A 13,608-nucleotide genomic window follows, 5' to 3' on the forward strand; every position below is an offset into this window, starting at 1 on the left:
TGATGCCCCGGCGCCGGGGCGCACGGAACGCGGAAGCCCGGCGCGCACGGGGCGCACCGGGCTTCGGACGGTCGGGGCGACGGGGCCCGCGGGGGTCAGCCCACGGAGGAGTAGGCGACCACCCCGCGCAGCAGTCCGTCGACCGCCTTGCGGGCGTTCTTGGCGACCGTCGAGCCGTCGGCGGACGGGGCCGCGGCCGCGATCTGGCCGAGCACGTCGATGACCTGCTTGCACCAGCGCACGAAGTCGCCGGCCGGCATCTCCGCCTCGCGCAGCACCTCATCCAGCCCCTTGCCCGACGCCCACATGTAGGCGGCCCAGGCGAAGCCGAGGTCGGGCTCTCGCTGGCCCACGCCCTCGGTCTGGCTGATCCGGAAGTCCTCCTCCAGGGCGTCCAGACGTCCCCAGATGCGGACCATCTCGCCGAGCGCCGCCTTCGCCTTCCCCGAGGGCAGCTTGGGCGCCATCGCGTCGTCGGCGACCCGCGCCTCGTACACCAACGCCGAGACGCACGCGGCGAGTTCGGCGGGGGCGAGTCCCTCCCAGACCCGCTCGCGCAGGCATTCGCTGGCCAGCAGGTCCAGTTCGCCGTACAGCCGCGCCAGCCGCTTGCCGTGCTCGGTGACCTCGTCGCCGCGCAGATAGTCCATCTCGGTCAGCAGCGCGACGATCCGGTCGAAGGTGCGGGCGATGGTGTTCGTCCGGCCCTCGATACGGCGCTCCAGCTGCGAGGTGTCGCGCAGCAGCCGGTGGTAGCGCTCGGCCCAGCGGGCGTGGTCCTCACGGTCCTGGCAGCCGTGGCAGGGGTGCGCCCGGAGCGCCTTGCGCAACCGCGCGATCTCCCGGTCGTCGGCCGCCTGGGAACGCTGCTTGCGGTGCCGCTCGGGGGCGATGTGCCCGGCCTTGGTGCGCAGCGCGGAGGCCAGGTCCCGACGGGACTGCGGGGAACGCGGGTTGAAGGACTTCGGGATCCGCATCCGCTCCAGCGCCTCCACCGGCACCGGGAAGTCGATCGACGCCAACCGCTTCACCTGCCGCTCCGCGGTCAGCACCAGCGGGCGCGGACCGTCCGCGTACTCGAAGCCGCGGTGGCCGTTGGAACGGCCCGCCGGCAGACCCGGGTCGAGGACCAGCGCCAGCCCCGCGTACTTCCCGGTGGGTACGTGGATGACGTCACCGGGCTTCAGCTTCTCCAACGCGACGGCGGCCTCCGCGCGGCGCTGCGCCGCGCCCTGCCGGGCCAGCTCGGTCTCCCGGTCCTTGAGTTCGCGGCGCAGCCGCGCGTAGTCCTCGAAGTCGCCGAGGTGGCAGGTCATGGAGGCCTTGTAGCCCTCCAGACCCTCCTCGTTGCGCTGCACCTGCCGGGAGATGCCGACGACCGACTTGTCCGCCTGGAACTGCGCGAAGGACGTCTCGAGGAGTTCCCGCGACCGGTGCCGGCCGAACTGCTCGACCAGGTTGACCGCCATGTTGTACGACGGCCGGAAGCTGGACCGCAGCGGATAGGTCCGCGTACCGGCCAGTCCCGCCAGGTGGTCGGGGTTCATCCCGCGCTGCCACAGCACGACCGCGTGGCCCTCGACATCGATGCCGCGCCGCCCGGCCCGGCCGGTCAGCTGGGTGAACTCGCCGGGGGTGATGTCGGCGTGCTGCTCGCCGTTCCACTTGACGAGCTTCTCCAGCACCACCGAGCGGGCGGGCATGTTGATCCCCAGGGCGAGGGTCTCGGTCGCGAACACGGCCTTCACCAGACCGCGGACGAACAGCTCCTCGACGACCTCCTTGAACGTCGGCAGCATGCCCGCGTGATGGGCCGCGATGCCGCGCTCCAGGCCCTCCAGCCACTCGTAGTAGCCCAGGACGTGCAGGTCCTCGGCCGGGATGGAGGCGGTGCGCTCCTCGACCAGGGAGCGGACCTGCTCGCGCGCCTCCTCGTCGTTGAGCCTCAGACCCGCGTACAGGCACTGCTGGACGGCGGCCTCGCAGGCGGCGCGGCTGAAGATGAAGGTGATCGCGGGCAGCAGGCCCTCGGCGTCGAGCCGCTCGATGACCTCGGGGCGGCTCGGCGTCCACACGCGCGAGCGCTGCCGGCGCTCCCGCTCCCGGTCCGCCTCGCGCATGTTGTTGCGCCCGCGCCGGCGGTCGCCCCAGGAGGGGCGGCTGGCCTCCAGCCGGGCCATGCGCGTGAGATCCGGGTTGACGGCCCTCTTCCGGCCCTCGCCCTCCTCGAACAGGTCGTATATCCGGCGGCCGGCGAGCACGTGCTGGAACAGCGGCACGGGCCGGTGCTCGGAGACGATGACCTGGGTGTCGCCGCGCACGGTGTCCAGCCAGTCACCGAACTCCTCGGCGTTCGACACCGTCGCCGAGAGCGACACCAGGGTCACGGACTCGGGGAGGTGGATGATCACTTCCTCCCAGACGGCGCCGCGGAAGCGGTCCGAGAGGTAGTGCACCTCGTCCATCACCACATAGCCGAGGCCGAGGAGGGTCTGCGAACCGGCGTACAGCATGTTCCGCAGCACCTCGGTGGTCATCACGACCACCGGGGCGTCGGAGTTGACGCTGTTGTCGCCGGTGAGCAGGCCCACCTTCTCCGTGCCGTAGCGGCGGCACAGGTCGGCGTACTTCTGGTTCGACAGCGCCTTGATGGGAGTCGTGTAGAAGCACTTCCTGCCCTGCTGGAGGGCGAGGTGGACGGCGAACTCGCCGACGATCGTCTTGCCGGAGCCGGTGGGCGCGGCGACCAGCACGCCCTTGCCCGCCTCGAGCGCCTGGCAGGCCTCGATCTGGAAGGGGTCGAGGCCGAAGTCGTACATCTCGCGGAAGGAGGCGAGCGAGGTGGCCTGCTCGGCAGCGCGCCTGCGTGCTGCCGCGTACCGCTCGGCCGGTGAGAGGTCCTCTGTCATCGTGCTTTCGAGCGTACCGGGCCGCACCGACAACAGGACGATCATTATCCGGAACCGTCCCTGTGAGCGATGCGGCCCCGCCGGTTCAGGGGCCCACGACCCGCAGGGCCCCCGGCACGCACCGCGCGGTCAGCGGCAGCGGACCCACCGGTTCGCCGTCCGCGTAGCCGGTGACCCCCTCGGCGGCCAGCTCCACGCTCGCCGCCCGCACCACCGTGACCGCGGGATGGTCGACGTGCGTCCCCCGGTACACCCGCGGGAACACGCGCAGCAGCGTGGACCGGCTGCACTCGCCCACCACCGTGATGTCGAACAGCCCGTCGGTGAGGTCCGCGCCGGGGCATATCCGCATGCCACCGCCGTACGACGGCCCGTTCCCGACGGCGACCAGCGTCGCCTCGACCTCACGGACCTCGCCGCCGTCGAGGGTGATCCGGTACGGGAGGGGCCGGAAGGCGGCGAGCTCGGCGACCATCGCGAGGTCGTACTTGAAGCGCCCGAGGGGCAGCCGCATCCGGTTGCCCCGGTCGTTGACCCGGGAGTCGAAGCCGGAGGCGAGCACGGCGCCGAACCAGCGGTCGCCGATCCGGCCGAGGTCGATGTCGCGGACCCGGCCGCACTTGAGGGCGTCGGCGATCATCCGGCCGGCCGCGGCGGGCTCCCGCAGGGGCATTCCGAGGGCCCGGGCGAAGTCGTTTCCGGTTCCGGCGGCCACCAGGCCGTAGGGGGTGCCGGTGCCGACGACGGCCTGAAGGGCGAGGTTCGCCATGCCGTCGCCCCCGACGGCGATCAGGGCGCCGGTGCCCTCCTCGACGGCGGCACGCGCCCGGTCCAGGGCGTCCCGGGGGTCGTCGCCGAGCACGGTCCGCACCGAGAAGCCGGCGTCCCGCAACGCGGCGGCGGCCGGGCGCGCCGCGCGGGCGCCCCGGCCGCCGCCCGCGGTGGGGTTGACGAAGAGGGTGATCTCGCTGGTCACGGGAGTGACCCTATGAGCTGCCCGCCGTTCCTCAGGTCACGTCGTCATAACCGTTGACCCGGTCCTTGGTCGTCTGCTCGGGCAGGGCCGCCACGGGCTCCACCGGTTCGATGGACTCCGGTGTGAGATCCAGCTCGGACGCCTCGTCGTCGGCGGGGCCCTGGGCCTCCTTGCGGGCCCGCCGTCTGTCGTTGAGCATCGAGAAGCCCACGGCGACGAAGTAGAGGACGACGATGGGTCCGGAGAGCGCGATCATGCCGACCGGGTCCGTGGTGGGCGTGGCGACCGCGCCGAAGACGAAGACGCCCATGACGACACCGCGCCACCAGCCGATCATGCGGCGGCCGGAGACGATGCCGACCAGGTTCAGCATGATGAGCAGCAGGGGGAGCTCGAAGGCCAGGCCGAAGACCAGCACCATCCTGATGGTGAAGTCGAGGACCTCGTCGAGCGAGAGGATGTTCGCCGATCCCCCGGGTGTGAGGCTGAGCAGCACCTTGATGCTGACGGGGAGGATCACGTACGACAGGTAGGCTCCGCCGACGAACAGCGGAACCGCGGCCGCGACGAAGTAGTACGTGTACTTCTTCTCGTGCTTGTGCAGCCCGGGGGCGACGAAGGCCCAGAGCTGGTAGAGCCACACGGGGCTGGAGACGATCAGGCCGGCCATGAGGCTCACCTTGATCGTCGTGGTGAACGGCGACGTCAGCGTGTTGAAGGAGACGATGGCGCAGTTGCCGCCGTCGCTGTTCGCCAGGTCCTCGCATTTGGGCACCGGCTCCGCGAGGAACTGCATGAGCTGCTCGCTGTAGAACGCGGCAACGATCATCACCACGACGATCGCGACGACGGCCTTGGCGAGCCGATTGCGCAGCTCACGCAGGTGTTCCACGAGGGGCATCCGCCCCTCGGGATCCCTCTCCTGCTTGCGGGCAGACTTGAGCAACCCACGTTCCCATCTCGTGCGGCGGGCCGGATGTCACCGGCCCTGCGTCAGCGCTTGGTCGTGTCCGTCGGCTCCGTGACCGGGCGGGAGCTGGTCACGTCGCCGGGGGCCGCCTGGATGGTGCGCTGCGCCGGGGGCTGCTCGCCGGTGGCCGGGGGGTCGGCCGGGGCGGAGGACTTGTTGTCGTCCTTCATCGCCTTCGCCTCGCTCTTGAGGATGCGCGCGGACTTGCCGAGCGACCGCGCCATGTCCGGAAGCTTCTTCGCGCCGAACAGCAGGATGATGACGACGAGGATCAGAATGATCTCGGTAGGTCCGAGCCGTCCCATAAGTCTTTACCTTCTCACCGAGGCGGGTGGGTGGGTGGCTGTCCGACCGGTCGGACATGTGTCCGAACGACGGTGCTGGCAGCGATCGTAACGCTCCGGGGTAAACGTTCGGCAATCCCCGTGCGTACTCCCGTCCGCGGTCCGGGCCTCGTTATCCGGGCCGCGATCAGCAGCGTACCTGCCGGGACCCACAGGGTGACAGGGCGAAGCCGCGCCGGGAGCGACGGATGGCTCAGAGGGCCTCGGCCGAGCGGGCCGCCACGGTCGCCGCGTGCTCCAGGTCCTCCGCGGCGCGGTTGATGCGGCGGGCCGAGTCCGTGACCTGCCGGGCGAGCCGCTCCGCCTCGACGAAGACCCGGACGGCGAGCACCCCGAGCACCAGCAGACCCAGGAACCCCATGGCAACCGCGAACATCGGCCAGAACATGAGGGCGAGCCTAGACCGTCGAGTGGAGTCGCAGCGTCCGGACCCCGCCGCCGGTCAGCAGCTCCACGATCCGCTCCCCCGCCGGCTTGCGGACGGCCGCCCCGCACTCGGGGCAGGTGAAGGAGTAGAACGTGGTGCGGCTGCTGGCACCGATGGCCAGGCGCAGCGCGCTCGCGGCGAGCTCGAACCGCTCCCGGCAGTCCGGGCAGCCCGCCCGGAACATCACCGGGGCCACGTTTCTCATCCCCGCGAACGCGGACGCCGCCGTCATGGTCCGCGCACCGGACGTCGCCGACTCGCTCAAAGCCCTCGCTCCTGCCTGTCGTCCTGTCCGTCCCGTACCGGGTGCGGGCGGCTCATCCGGCCGCCTCGGCCCCGTCGTACGCCGCCAGCGCCTCGCGGGCCGCCTGCCGGGCGCTGTCGGCCAGCCCGGACGGCTCGACGATGCGGCCGTCGCGGCCGAGCCGCAGGGCCAGCCGTCTGAGCGAGGCCGGGTCGGGGGTGCGCAGAGTGATACGCAGTCCGCCGTCGGGAAGCTCATCCGCGCTGTCGTGCGGGTAGTACTCGGCGACCCAGCGCCCGCCCGGTCCGACCTCGACCACCACCTCGGGGTCCTCGGCCGCGGGCTGCACCAGCCCTTCCGACAGGTCCCGCAGCTCGACCTCGGGCGGCGCGGACGGCTCGTCGAGGATCCGGATCTCGGCGACCCGGTCGAGCCGGAAGGTGCGGCGCGCCTCGGAGCGACGGCACCAGGCCTCGACATAGGTGTGGCCGACGCTCACCAGGCGGATGGGGTCGATCTCCCGCTCGGTGACCTCGTCCCGCGCGGGCGAGTAGTAGCGGATCCACAGTCTGCGGCGCTCGGCGATGGCCCGGTCGACGTCCGCGAAGACGCCGCCCTCGGACTCGAAGGTCACCGACAGCCGGGCGCTGGCGCCGGCCGCCTCACCGGCCGCCGTCTCCACCTTGGCGGTGGCCCGCAGCAGCGCCTGCCGGTCGCTCTCGCGCAGCCCGGGCAGCGTGGCCACGGCACGCGCGGCGACCAGCAGGGCGGTGGCCTCGTCGGCGGCGAGCCGCAGCGGCTCGGCGGCCTCCGCGCCGAGCGCGGCCGGATTGTGCCACCAGATGCGCTCGCCGTCGGTGTCGATGTCGAGGAGATCGCCGCCGCGGAAGCTGGTGCCGCACATGGGCAGCACATCGAGGTCGGAGACCAGCTCGTCCTCGGTGATCCCGAAGGCGCGCGCCACGTCCTCGATCCGGGCGCCGGGGCGCTCCCGCAGATACGTCACCAGGGAGAGCATCCGCCGGGTCTGGTCGATGGCGTTCACGGGCCTGACCGGTTTGCCTGCCACGTCTTGTCCGCTCCCCCTCAGCCCTTGGCCACGGCACGCAGCCGGTCCACCACGTCGGCCCGCAGCTCGGCGGGTTCCAGGACCACCACGTCGGGCCCGAACTCCACCAGCCAGGCATCCAGGCCGTGCCCGTACGGAATCTCCAACTCGTCCCAGCCGTCACCGAGTTCCCGCACCACGGTGGCCTTCGCCCGAAGGGGGTATCCGGCGTCCGAGCGCAGCCGGATCCGCGCCGAGCGGTCGGCGGTCTCCCCGGCCCAGCTCGCCACGGTCTCCCGCACGGTGACGACGTCCGGCACCGGGACGGTGAACCGGCCACCGCGCGAGCGCACCTTGCCGGTGATCCGGGAGAGCCGGAAGACCCGCTCGGCGCCCCGGTCGCGGTCCCAGCCGGCCAGGTACCAGTGGCCGCGCCAGCACTCCAGCGCCCACGGCTCGACGTGCCGCTGGCCCGGCTGGGCGGCGTTGGCCTTGCGGTAGTCGAAGACGACCGGCCGGCGGTCGCGGCAGGCCAGCATCAGCGGCTCGAACGCCGCCTCGTGCACGGGGATGCGGGGCTCCAGCGCGCCGTGGGCCCCGTACGGGTCGACGTCCTCGGGGAGGCCCGCGGCGCGCAGCTTCTGGAGGGCGCCGCTGGCCGCTCCGGCGAGCCGGGCCTGCTGCCACACCTTGGCGGCGAGCCCGAGGGCGGCGGCCTCCTCGGCGTCGAGGGTGATGGGCGGCAGCCGGTTGCTGTCGCGGCGGGCGAGGTAGCCGGTCTCCCCGTCGAGGTTCTCGACGGTCTCGATCACCAGGCCGAGTTCGCGCAGGTCGTCCTTGTCGCGCTCGAACATGCGGTTGAAGGAGTCGTCGGAGCCCGCCTCGAGGTAGGCCTCGATCGACTCGCGCAGTTCGCGCTTGCTGAGCGGCCGGCGCGTCCCGAGCAGACACAGCGCCAGATTCATCAGCCGCTCGGCCTTGGCAATGGCCATCGACCCGCTTCGCCTCCCTATGGTGCTTACGACCGATGACCGTACCGCCCCGGGGTGGCACGGTAAAAGCCGAGGGCCCATGCCCGGACAGGCATGGGCCACGGATGATCGACTCCGGTCGGATCAGACGCCGAGCAGGTCGACCACGAAGATCAGGGTCTCACCGGGCTTGATCGCCGGGGTGGGGCTCTGGTTGCCGTAGGCGAGGTGGGCGGGAATGGTCAGCTGACGGCGGCCGCCGACCTTCATGCCCTGCACGCCCTGGTCCCAGCCCTTGATGACCCGGCCGCCGCCCAGCGGGAAGCGGAACGGGGTGCCACGGTTCCAGCTGGCGTCGAACTCCTCGCCCGTGCTGAAGGCGACACCGACGTAGTGCACGGTGACGGTCTGGCCCGCCTTCGCCACCTCGCCGTCGCCCTCCCAGATGTCCTTGATCTCGAGGTCCGCCGGGGGCTCGCCGCCCGGGAAGTCGATCTCGGGCTTGTCGATGCTCACGTCTAACGCTCCTGCTTGTCTGCGGAAAGGCGAACACGCACAGTCTTACATCCTCACGCGGTCACAGCTTCGCGAGGATGTCGACCGAGAAGACCAGCGTGGAGTCCTTCTTGATGCCGCTGCCCTGCGGCGGCTCGTCGCCGTAGCCCAGCTCCGGCGGGATGACGATGAGGACCCGGCTGCCGACCTTCTTGCCGGTCAGCCCCTGCGCCCAGCCCTTGACGACCTGCTGGAGCGAGAACGACGTCAGCTGCCCGCGGCCGTACGTGGAGTCGAACTCCTTGCCGCCGTCCCACAGCACGCCCTTGTACTGCACCAGGACGCTGTTCTCGGCGCCGACCTCCTCCCCGTCGCCCTCGAGGACATAGCTCGACACGAGCTTCTTCGGGGCGTCCGCGTCGGGCACCTCGATGGAGGGCGCCTTGCCGTCGGTGTTGGTGCCGACCTTGGGCAGGTCGGTGTTGTCCTGGGCCACCTCGCTGCCCTTGGCGGAGCTCTTGGCGTTGAACGTGTCCTGCACGTCGACCACGAACACCAGCGTGTCGGTGCCCTTGATGCCGGCCTGCTGGTTGCCCTGCTCGCCGTACCCCCACGTGGGCGGCACGGCCATCTGGACGCGGCTGCCGGTCTTCTTGCCGGTCAGCGCGTACCGCCAGCCGTCGATGATGGTGCCCTGGGCGAGCTGGATGGCCAGCGGGCTCTTGCGGTCGTAGGAGTTGTCGAACACCTTCGCGGTGCTCCACACCTGGCCCAGGTAGTGGGCGACGACGAAGTCGTTCTCGGCGACCGTCTTGCCGCCGCCCGCGATGACCGTCTTGACCGCGAGGTCCTTGGAGGGGTCGCCACTGCCCTTGGCGACCGTCGGCTTCTCGCCGAACTTCGTACCGGCCGTGATCGCCGGCAGCGGCCCGTCGACGATCTTCGGCGCCGGCGCCGCGGACGTCTGAGGCGCCGAGGGCGACGCGCTGTCGCTGGCCTTGCCCGAGTCGGACTTGTCGTCGCCGCACGCGGCGAGGGTGGCCAGTCCGGCGGGAACGGCAATGAGAAGTGAGCGTCGGCGCACGGTGGGGGCCTCGTAATCGTGTCGATCTTGTGGATGGCGTCCGCGCAACTCTACGGCGTGAGAAGGGCGCCGCACGATGAAACGTACGGCGCCCGTGTGACGTTCCGGGAATTTTGGATCCCCTGGCGGAACGTGCCTCTCACATTCCCGCGATCAGCTTCTCCACGCGTTCGTCGACCGAGCGGAACGGGTCCTTGCACAAGACCGTCCGCTGGGCCTGGTCGTTGAGCTTGAGGTGCACCCAGTCCACGGTGAAGTCGCGGCGCTGCTCCTGGGCCCGCCGGATGAAGTCGCCGCGCAGCCGGGCCCGAGTGGTCTGCGGCGGAACGGACTTGCCCTCGAAGATCTTCAAATCGTTGCAGATCCGGGCCGCTTGTCCCTTTTTCTCCAGCAGGTAGTACAGACCCCGCCGGCGGTGGATGTCGTGGTAGGCGAGGTCTATCTGCGCGACCCGCGGATGCGACATGGTCATGTTGTGCTTGGCCCGGTACCGCTCGAGGAGCTTGTACTTCATGACCCAGTCGATCTCGGTGCCGATGCGGTCGAGGTCCTCGGACTCGATCGCGTCCAGCGTACGGCCCCACAGCTCCAGCACCTGCTCGACGGTGCCGGTGCGGATGCCGCGGCGCTCGCAGAAGTCCAGCGCCTTCTCGTAGTACTCGCGCTGCACCTCGAGCGCCGAGGCCTCCCGGCCGCTGGCCAGGCGCACCTTGCGCCGGCCGGTGATGTCGTGGCTGACCTCGCGGATCGCCCGGATCGGGTTCTCCAGCGTGAGGTCGCGCATCACGGTGCCCGCCTCGATCATGCGCAGCACCAGGTCGGTGGCGCCGACCTTGAGCAGCATGGTCGTCTCGGACATGTTGGAGTCGCCCACGATGACGTGCAGCCGGCGGTAGCGCTCGGCGTCCGCGTGCGGTTCGTCACGCGTGTTGATGATGGGCCTCGAACGGGTCGTCGCCGAGGAGACGCCCTCCCAGATGTGCTCGGCCCGCTGGCTGACGCAGTACACGGCGCCGCGCGGCGTCTGGAGCACCTTGCCGGCACCGCACAGCAACTGCCTGGTCACCAGGAACGGAATGAGGATGTCCGCCAGCCGCGAGAACTCCCCGTGCCGGGCCACCAGATAATTCTCGTGACAGCCGTACGAGTTGCCCGCGGAGTCGGTGTTGTTCTTGAAGAGGTAGACGTCGCCCGCGATTCCCTCCTCGTGCAGGCGTCGTTCGGCGTCCACCAGGAGTCCCTCGAGAATGCGCTCGCCTGCCTTGTCGTGGGTGACCAGTTCGGTCACGTTGTCACATTCCGGCGTTGCGTATTCCGGATGTGATCCCACGTCGAGATAGAGGCGGGCGCCGTTCCGCAGAAAGACATTGCTGCTGCGGCCCCATGACACGACACGGCGGAAGAGGTACCGCGCCACCTCGTCAGGCGACAGGCGGCGCTGTCCCCTGAACGTGCACGTGACACCGTACTCGTTCTCCAGCCCGAAAATGCGGCGGTCCATGAGGGAACATTACGCCCGATCCCCCGAGCTGAAACGAGGTTCGACGGCACGATTTGGATCATTTTCCGAACGGGCCGCAACCACCGCTCTCCCGGCGGGAACTGCCAGTACCCGCCCAGTGGCGAGCAAAACCAGCAGCGACACGCCGCCCGCGACGCCCGGCACCGCGAAGCCCCACACGGCACCGCCCGCCTCGACCACCGGGCCGGTGAGGCCTGTTCCGACCGACGCGCCGACGGTGAACGTCGTCACCAGCCAGGAGAACGCCTCGGTGACGGTTCCGCGCGGCGCGTGCCGGTCGACCAGCACGAAGGCGCAGGCGATGGCCGGCGCCAGGAAGAGCCCCGCGACCACGGTGAGCAACGTCATGGCCACCGCGCCCGGCATCAGCATCAGCGGCAGGTAACACACCGCCAGCAGGGCCACCAGCACCTGAAGTCGCCGCGCGGGTTCACCGGCCCACTGCCGTGCCCCGTACGCCATACCGCCGATGAGCGCGCCCAGCCCGATCCCCGCCATCAGCCAGCCGTACACGTGGTCGCCGCCGTGCTCGTCCCCGTACGGCACCGCCGCCACGGTGATGGACCCCAAGGCGATCCCCACACACAGGAAGGCGCCCAGCAGCGCGAGCAGCCCCCGCGAGCGCAGCGCGCCCAGCCAGTGCGCCTCGCGCGGCGCCGACCGCCAGGCCCGCGAGGGCGGCGACACGACCACGGAGAGGGCGCCCAGCACGCCCAGGGCATTCACCACCAGCAGCGCGCCCTGGGCGGACCACAGGGAGACGCACACCGTCACCAGCAGCGGCCCGACGGTGAACATCACCTCCTGCGCCACGGCGTCCATGGCGTACGCCCGGTGCACGTGGTCCTCCTTGTGCAGGACGGAGGACCACAGGGCCCGCAGCCCGCCCTCGAGGGGCGGTGTGAAGAGCCCCGCGGCGGCCACCGCGCCGTACGCCAGCGCGAGCGACCCGGTCCCCGCGAAGGCGAACACGGCCATCGCCAGCGCCGACAGCACTGCGGCGGGCAGCTGCACCCGCGGCTGCCCGCGCAGATCCACCAGCCGCCCCAGCACCGGCTGCCCGACGGCGTTGGCCACGCCGTACACCGCCGCCAACGCGCCGGCCAGGCTGTACGTACCGCCCTCCGCGCGCACGAACAGCACGATCGCGATGGCGGCGGTCGCGTTGGGCAGCCGCCCCACGAGCGTGCCCACGAGCAGCCGGGTGGCGTGCCGTGCCCGGAGGATCTCCAGGTATCCCGTGGCCATACGGGCCCCTTCACTGGAAGTTTTACGTATAACTAAGCCCTCCATACGTACCATGTCCGCTGTTCACCAGTCCAGACGAAGGAGCGGCCCGACGATGCCCCGAGCCGGCACCCGCCCCACGAGCCGGGACGTCGCCCAGGCCGCCGGCGTCTCCCAGGCCGCGGTCTCCCTGGTCCTCGGCGACAAATGGCGCGGCCGGGTCTCGGAGGCCACCGCGGAACGCGTCCGCGAGGCCGCGCGCACCCTGGGCTACCGCCCCAACCTCGCCGCCCGCAATCTGCGCCTGGGCCGCACCCGTACGGTGCTGCTGGTCGTCCCCGCCCTCACCACGGAGTTCTTCGCCGGCGTCTACACCGGGGCCGCACGGGTCGCCTCACGGCACGGCTTCGGTGTGGTCCTCTACCCCTCCCCCGAGGGCATCGGGCCCGCCCGTGACCCGTTCGCGTCCGCCCAGGCCGCGCTGGACGGCGTGATCGCCTCCTCCATGGCCGCGGAGGCGCTCACCGCGATCCGCGGCGACCAGCTGCCGCTGGTGATGCTGGACAGCGACCCCGCCGGGAGCGTGGGCGCGGCCACGGTGAACCTGGACATCGCCGACGGTGTCCGCCAGGTCACGGAACACCTTCTCGGGCTGGGCCACCGCCGTTTCCTCCACCTGGCGGCGGACGTGGCCTCCTGGACCTTCGAGGTCCGCGCGCGGGAGCTGGCGGCACGGCTGCGGGAGGTACCCGGGACGTCCTTGCGGACCGCGCGGGCGCCGATCTCCATCAAGGGCGCGGAGGTCTCGGCGGAGGCCGCGCTCTCCGGGGCACCGGACCGGCCGACGGCCGTGGTCTGCGACGACGACCAGCTGGCGGCGGGCGTGTACAAGGCGGCGCGGCGGCTGGGGCTGCGGGTCCCGGAGGATCTGTCCGTCACCGGGCTGGACGATCTGGCGCTGGCGACGGCGATCGACCCGGAGCTGACGACTGTGCGGCTGGACGCGGAGCTGTTCGGGGAGCGGGGGATGGGGGCGCTGCTGGCGGTACTCGAGGGACGCGAGCCCGTGGCCGGGGACATTCCGGTCGAGCTGGTGGTGCGGGGCTCGACGGCACGGGTGCGGACGGGCTGACGCGTCGCGTTTGTCGCAGCGGGCTGCACGGCGCCGTGCGGGGTGCCCCGGCGTGGGTGTGGGCCGGGGGTGGGTCGCGCTGCCCGGCGCGGTACGGGTGCCCTGCGCTGGTGTGGGCCGGGGGGTGTCTGCGCAGCCCCGCGCGGGTGCCTCCGGCGTTCGCGGGGCCGGGCGCCTTGTGGGGTGCCCCGCGTTGGTGCCGGCCGGGGATGGGTCGCGCGGCCCGGCGTTTACGGGGTGCCGTCGCGCCCACCCTCCC

Annotated in this window: 13 protein-coding genes; 1 reads left to right on the forward strand and 12 read right to left on the reverse strand. The window is 71.4% G+C overall.

Annotated elements, in window-relative coordinates:
• Nucleotides 1–95: 95 nt before the first annotated feature.
• The 12 genes from ACZ470_RS32980 to ACZ470_RS33035 all read right to left on the reverse strand — a co-directional run bounded on the left by ACZ470_RS32980 (nt 96) and on the right by ACZ470_RS33035 (nt 12,238).
• Nucleotides 96–2,954: a DEAD/DEAH box helicase gene (locus ACZ470_RS32980; protein WP_468433223.1), complete on the reverse strand. Its 2,859-nt coding sequence runs from the start codon at nt 2,952–2,954 to the stop codon at nt 96–98.
• Between the two features lie 40 nt (nt 2,955–2,994).
• Nucleotides 2,995–3,885 carry a diacylglycerol kinase gene (locus ACZ470_RS32985; protein ID WP_468433225.1) on the reverse strand — a complete coding sequence of 297 codons (891 nt, stop codon included), beginning with the start codon at nt 3,883–3,885 and terminating at the stop codon, nt 2,995–2,997.
• Between the two features lie 31 nt (nt 3,886–3,916).
• Complete coding sequence (tatC, locus tag ACZ470_RS32990) at nt 3,917–4,786, reverse strand: twin-arginine translocase subunit TatC (protein ID WP_468433422.1); 870 nt, start codon at nt 4,784–4,786, stop codon at nt 3,917–3,919.
• Between the two features lie 92 nt (nt 4,787–4,878).
• Entirely contained in the window at nt 4,879–5,160 is a 282-nt protein-coding gene (gene tatA, locus ACZ470_RS32995; protein WP_145870252.1) for a Sec-independent protein translocase subunit TatA, read from the reverse strand.
• Between the two features lie 232 nt (nt 5,161–5,392).
• Nucleotides 5,393–5,587 (reverse strand): hypothetical protein, encoded by a 195-nt coding sequence (locus tag ACZ470_RS33000; protein WP_468433227.1) that lies wholly within the window; start codon nt 5,585–5,587, stop codon nt 5,393–5,395.
• A 10-nt stretch (nt 5,588–5,597) separates the two neighbouring features.
• A complete protein-coding gene (locus ACZ470_RS33005) occupies nt 5,598–5,891 on the reverse strand; it encodes a hypothetical protein (RefSeq protein ID WP_468433229.1) in 294 nt (97 codons plus the stop codon).
• A 52-nt stretch (nt 5,892–5,943) separates the two neighbouring features.
• A complete protein-coding gene (locus ACZ470_RS33010; RefSeq protein ID WP_468433231.1) occupies nt 5,944–6,939 on the reverse strand; it encodes a helix-turn-helix transcriptional regulator in 996 nt (331 codons plus the stop codon).
• A 17-nt stretch (nt 6,940–6,956) separates the two neighbouring features.
• Nucleotides 6,957–7,910, reverse strand: a complete 954-nt coding sequence (locus ACZ470_RS33015) for a helix-turn-helix transcriptional regulator (protein WP_468433233.1) — start codon at nt 7,908–7,910, stop codon at nt 6,957–6,959.
• A 123-nt stretch (nt 7,911–8,033) separates the two neighbouring features.
• On the reverse strand, nt 8,034–8,405 hold the full coding sequence (locus ACZ470_RS33020) for an FKBP-type peptidyl-prolyl cis-trans isomerase (RefSeq protein ID WP_006132299.1): 372 nt from the start codon (nt 8,403–8,405) through the stop codon (nt 8,034–8,036).
• Nucleotides 8,406–8,466: 61 nt separating this feature from the next.
• Complete coding sequence (locus ACZ470_RS33025) at nt 8,467–9,468, reverse strand: FKBP-type peptidyl-prolyl cis-trans isomerase (protein ID WP_468433236.1); 1,002 nt, start codon at nt 9,466–9,468, stop codon at nt 8,467–8,469.
• Between the two features lie 139 nt (nt 9,469–9,607).
• Nucleotides 9,608–10,969 carry a Pup--protein ligase gene (pafA, locus tag ACZ470_RS33030; protein ID WP_142196373.1) on the reverse strand — a complete coding sequence of 454 codons (1,362 nt, stop codon included), beginning with the start codon at nt 10,967–10,969 and terminating at the stop codon, nt 9,608–9,610.
• A gap of 9 nt (nt 10,970–10,978) precedes the next feature.
• Complete coding sequence (locus ACZ470_RS33035; protein ID WP_468433238.1) at nt 10,979–12,238, reverse strand: MFS transporter; 1,260 nt, start codon at nt 12,236–12,238, stop codon at nt 10,979–10,981.
• A 94-nt stretch (nt 12,239–12,332) separates the two neighbouring features.
• On the opposite strand from ACZ470_RS33035, the gene ACZ470_RS33040 reads away from it, so the two are divergent.
• Nucleotides 12,333–13,349, forward strand: a complete 1,017-nt coding sequence (locus ACZ470_RS33040) for a LacI family DNA-binding transcriptional regulator (RefSeq protein WP_468433239.1) — start codon at nt 12,333–12,335, stop codon at nt 13,347–13,349.
• Nucleotides 13,350–13,608 lie beyond the last annotated feature (259 nt).

The sequence above is a fragment of the Streptomyces sp. NPDC031111 genome (assembly GCF_055570675.1).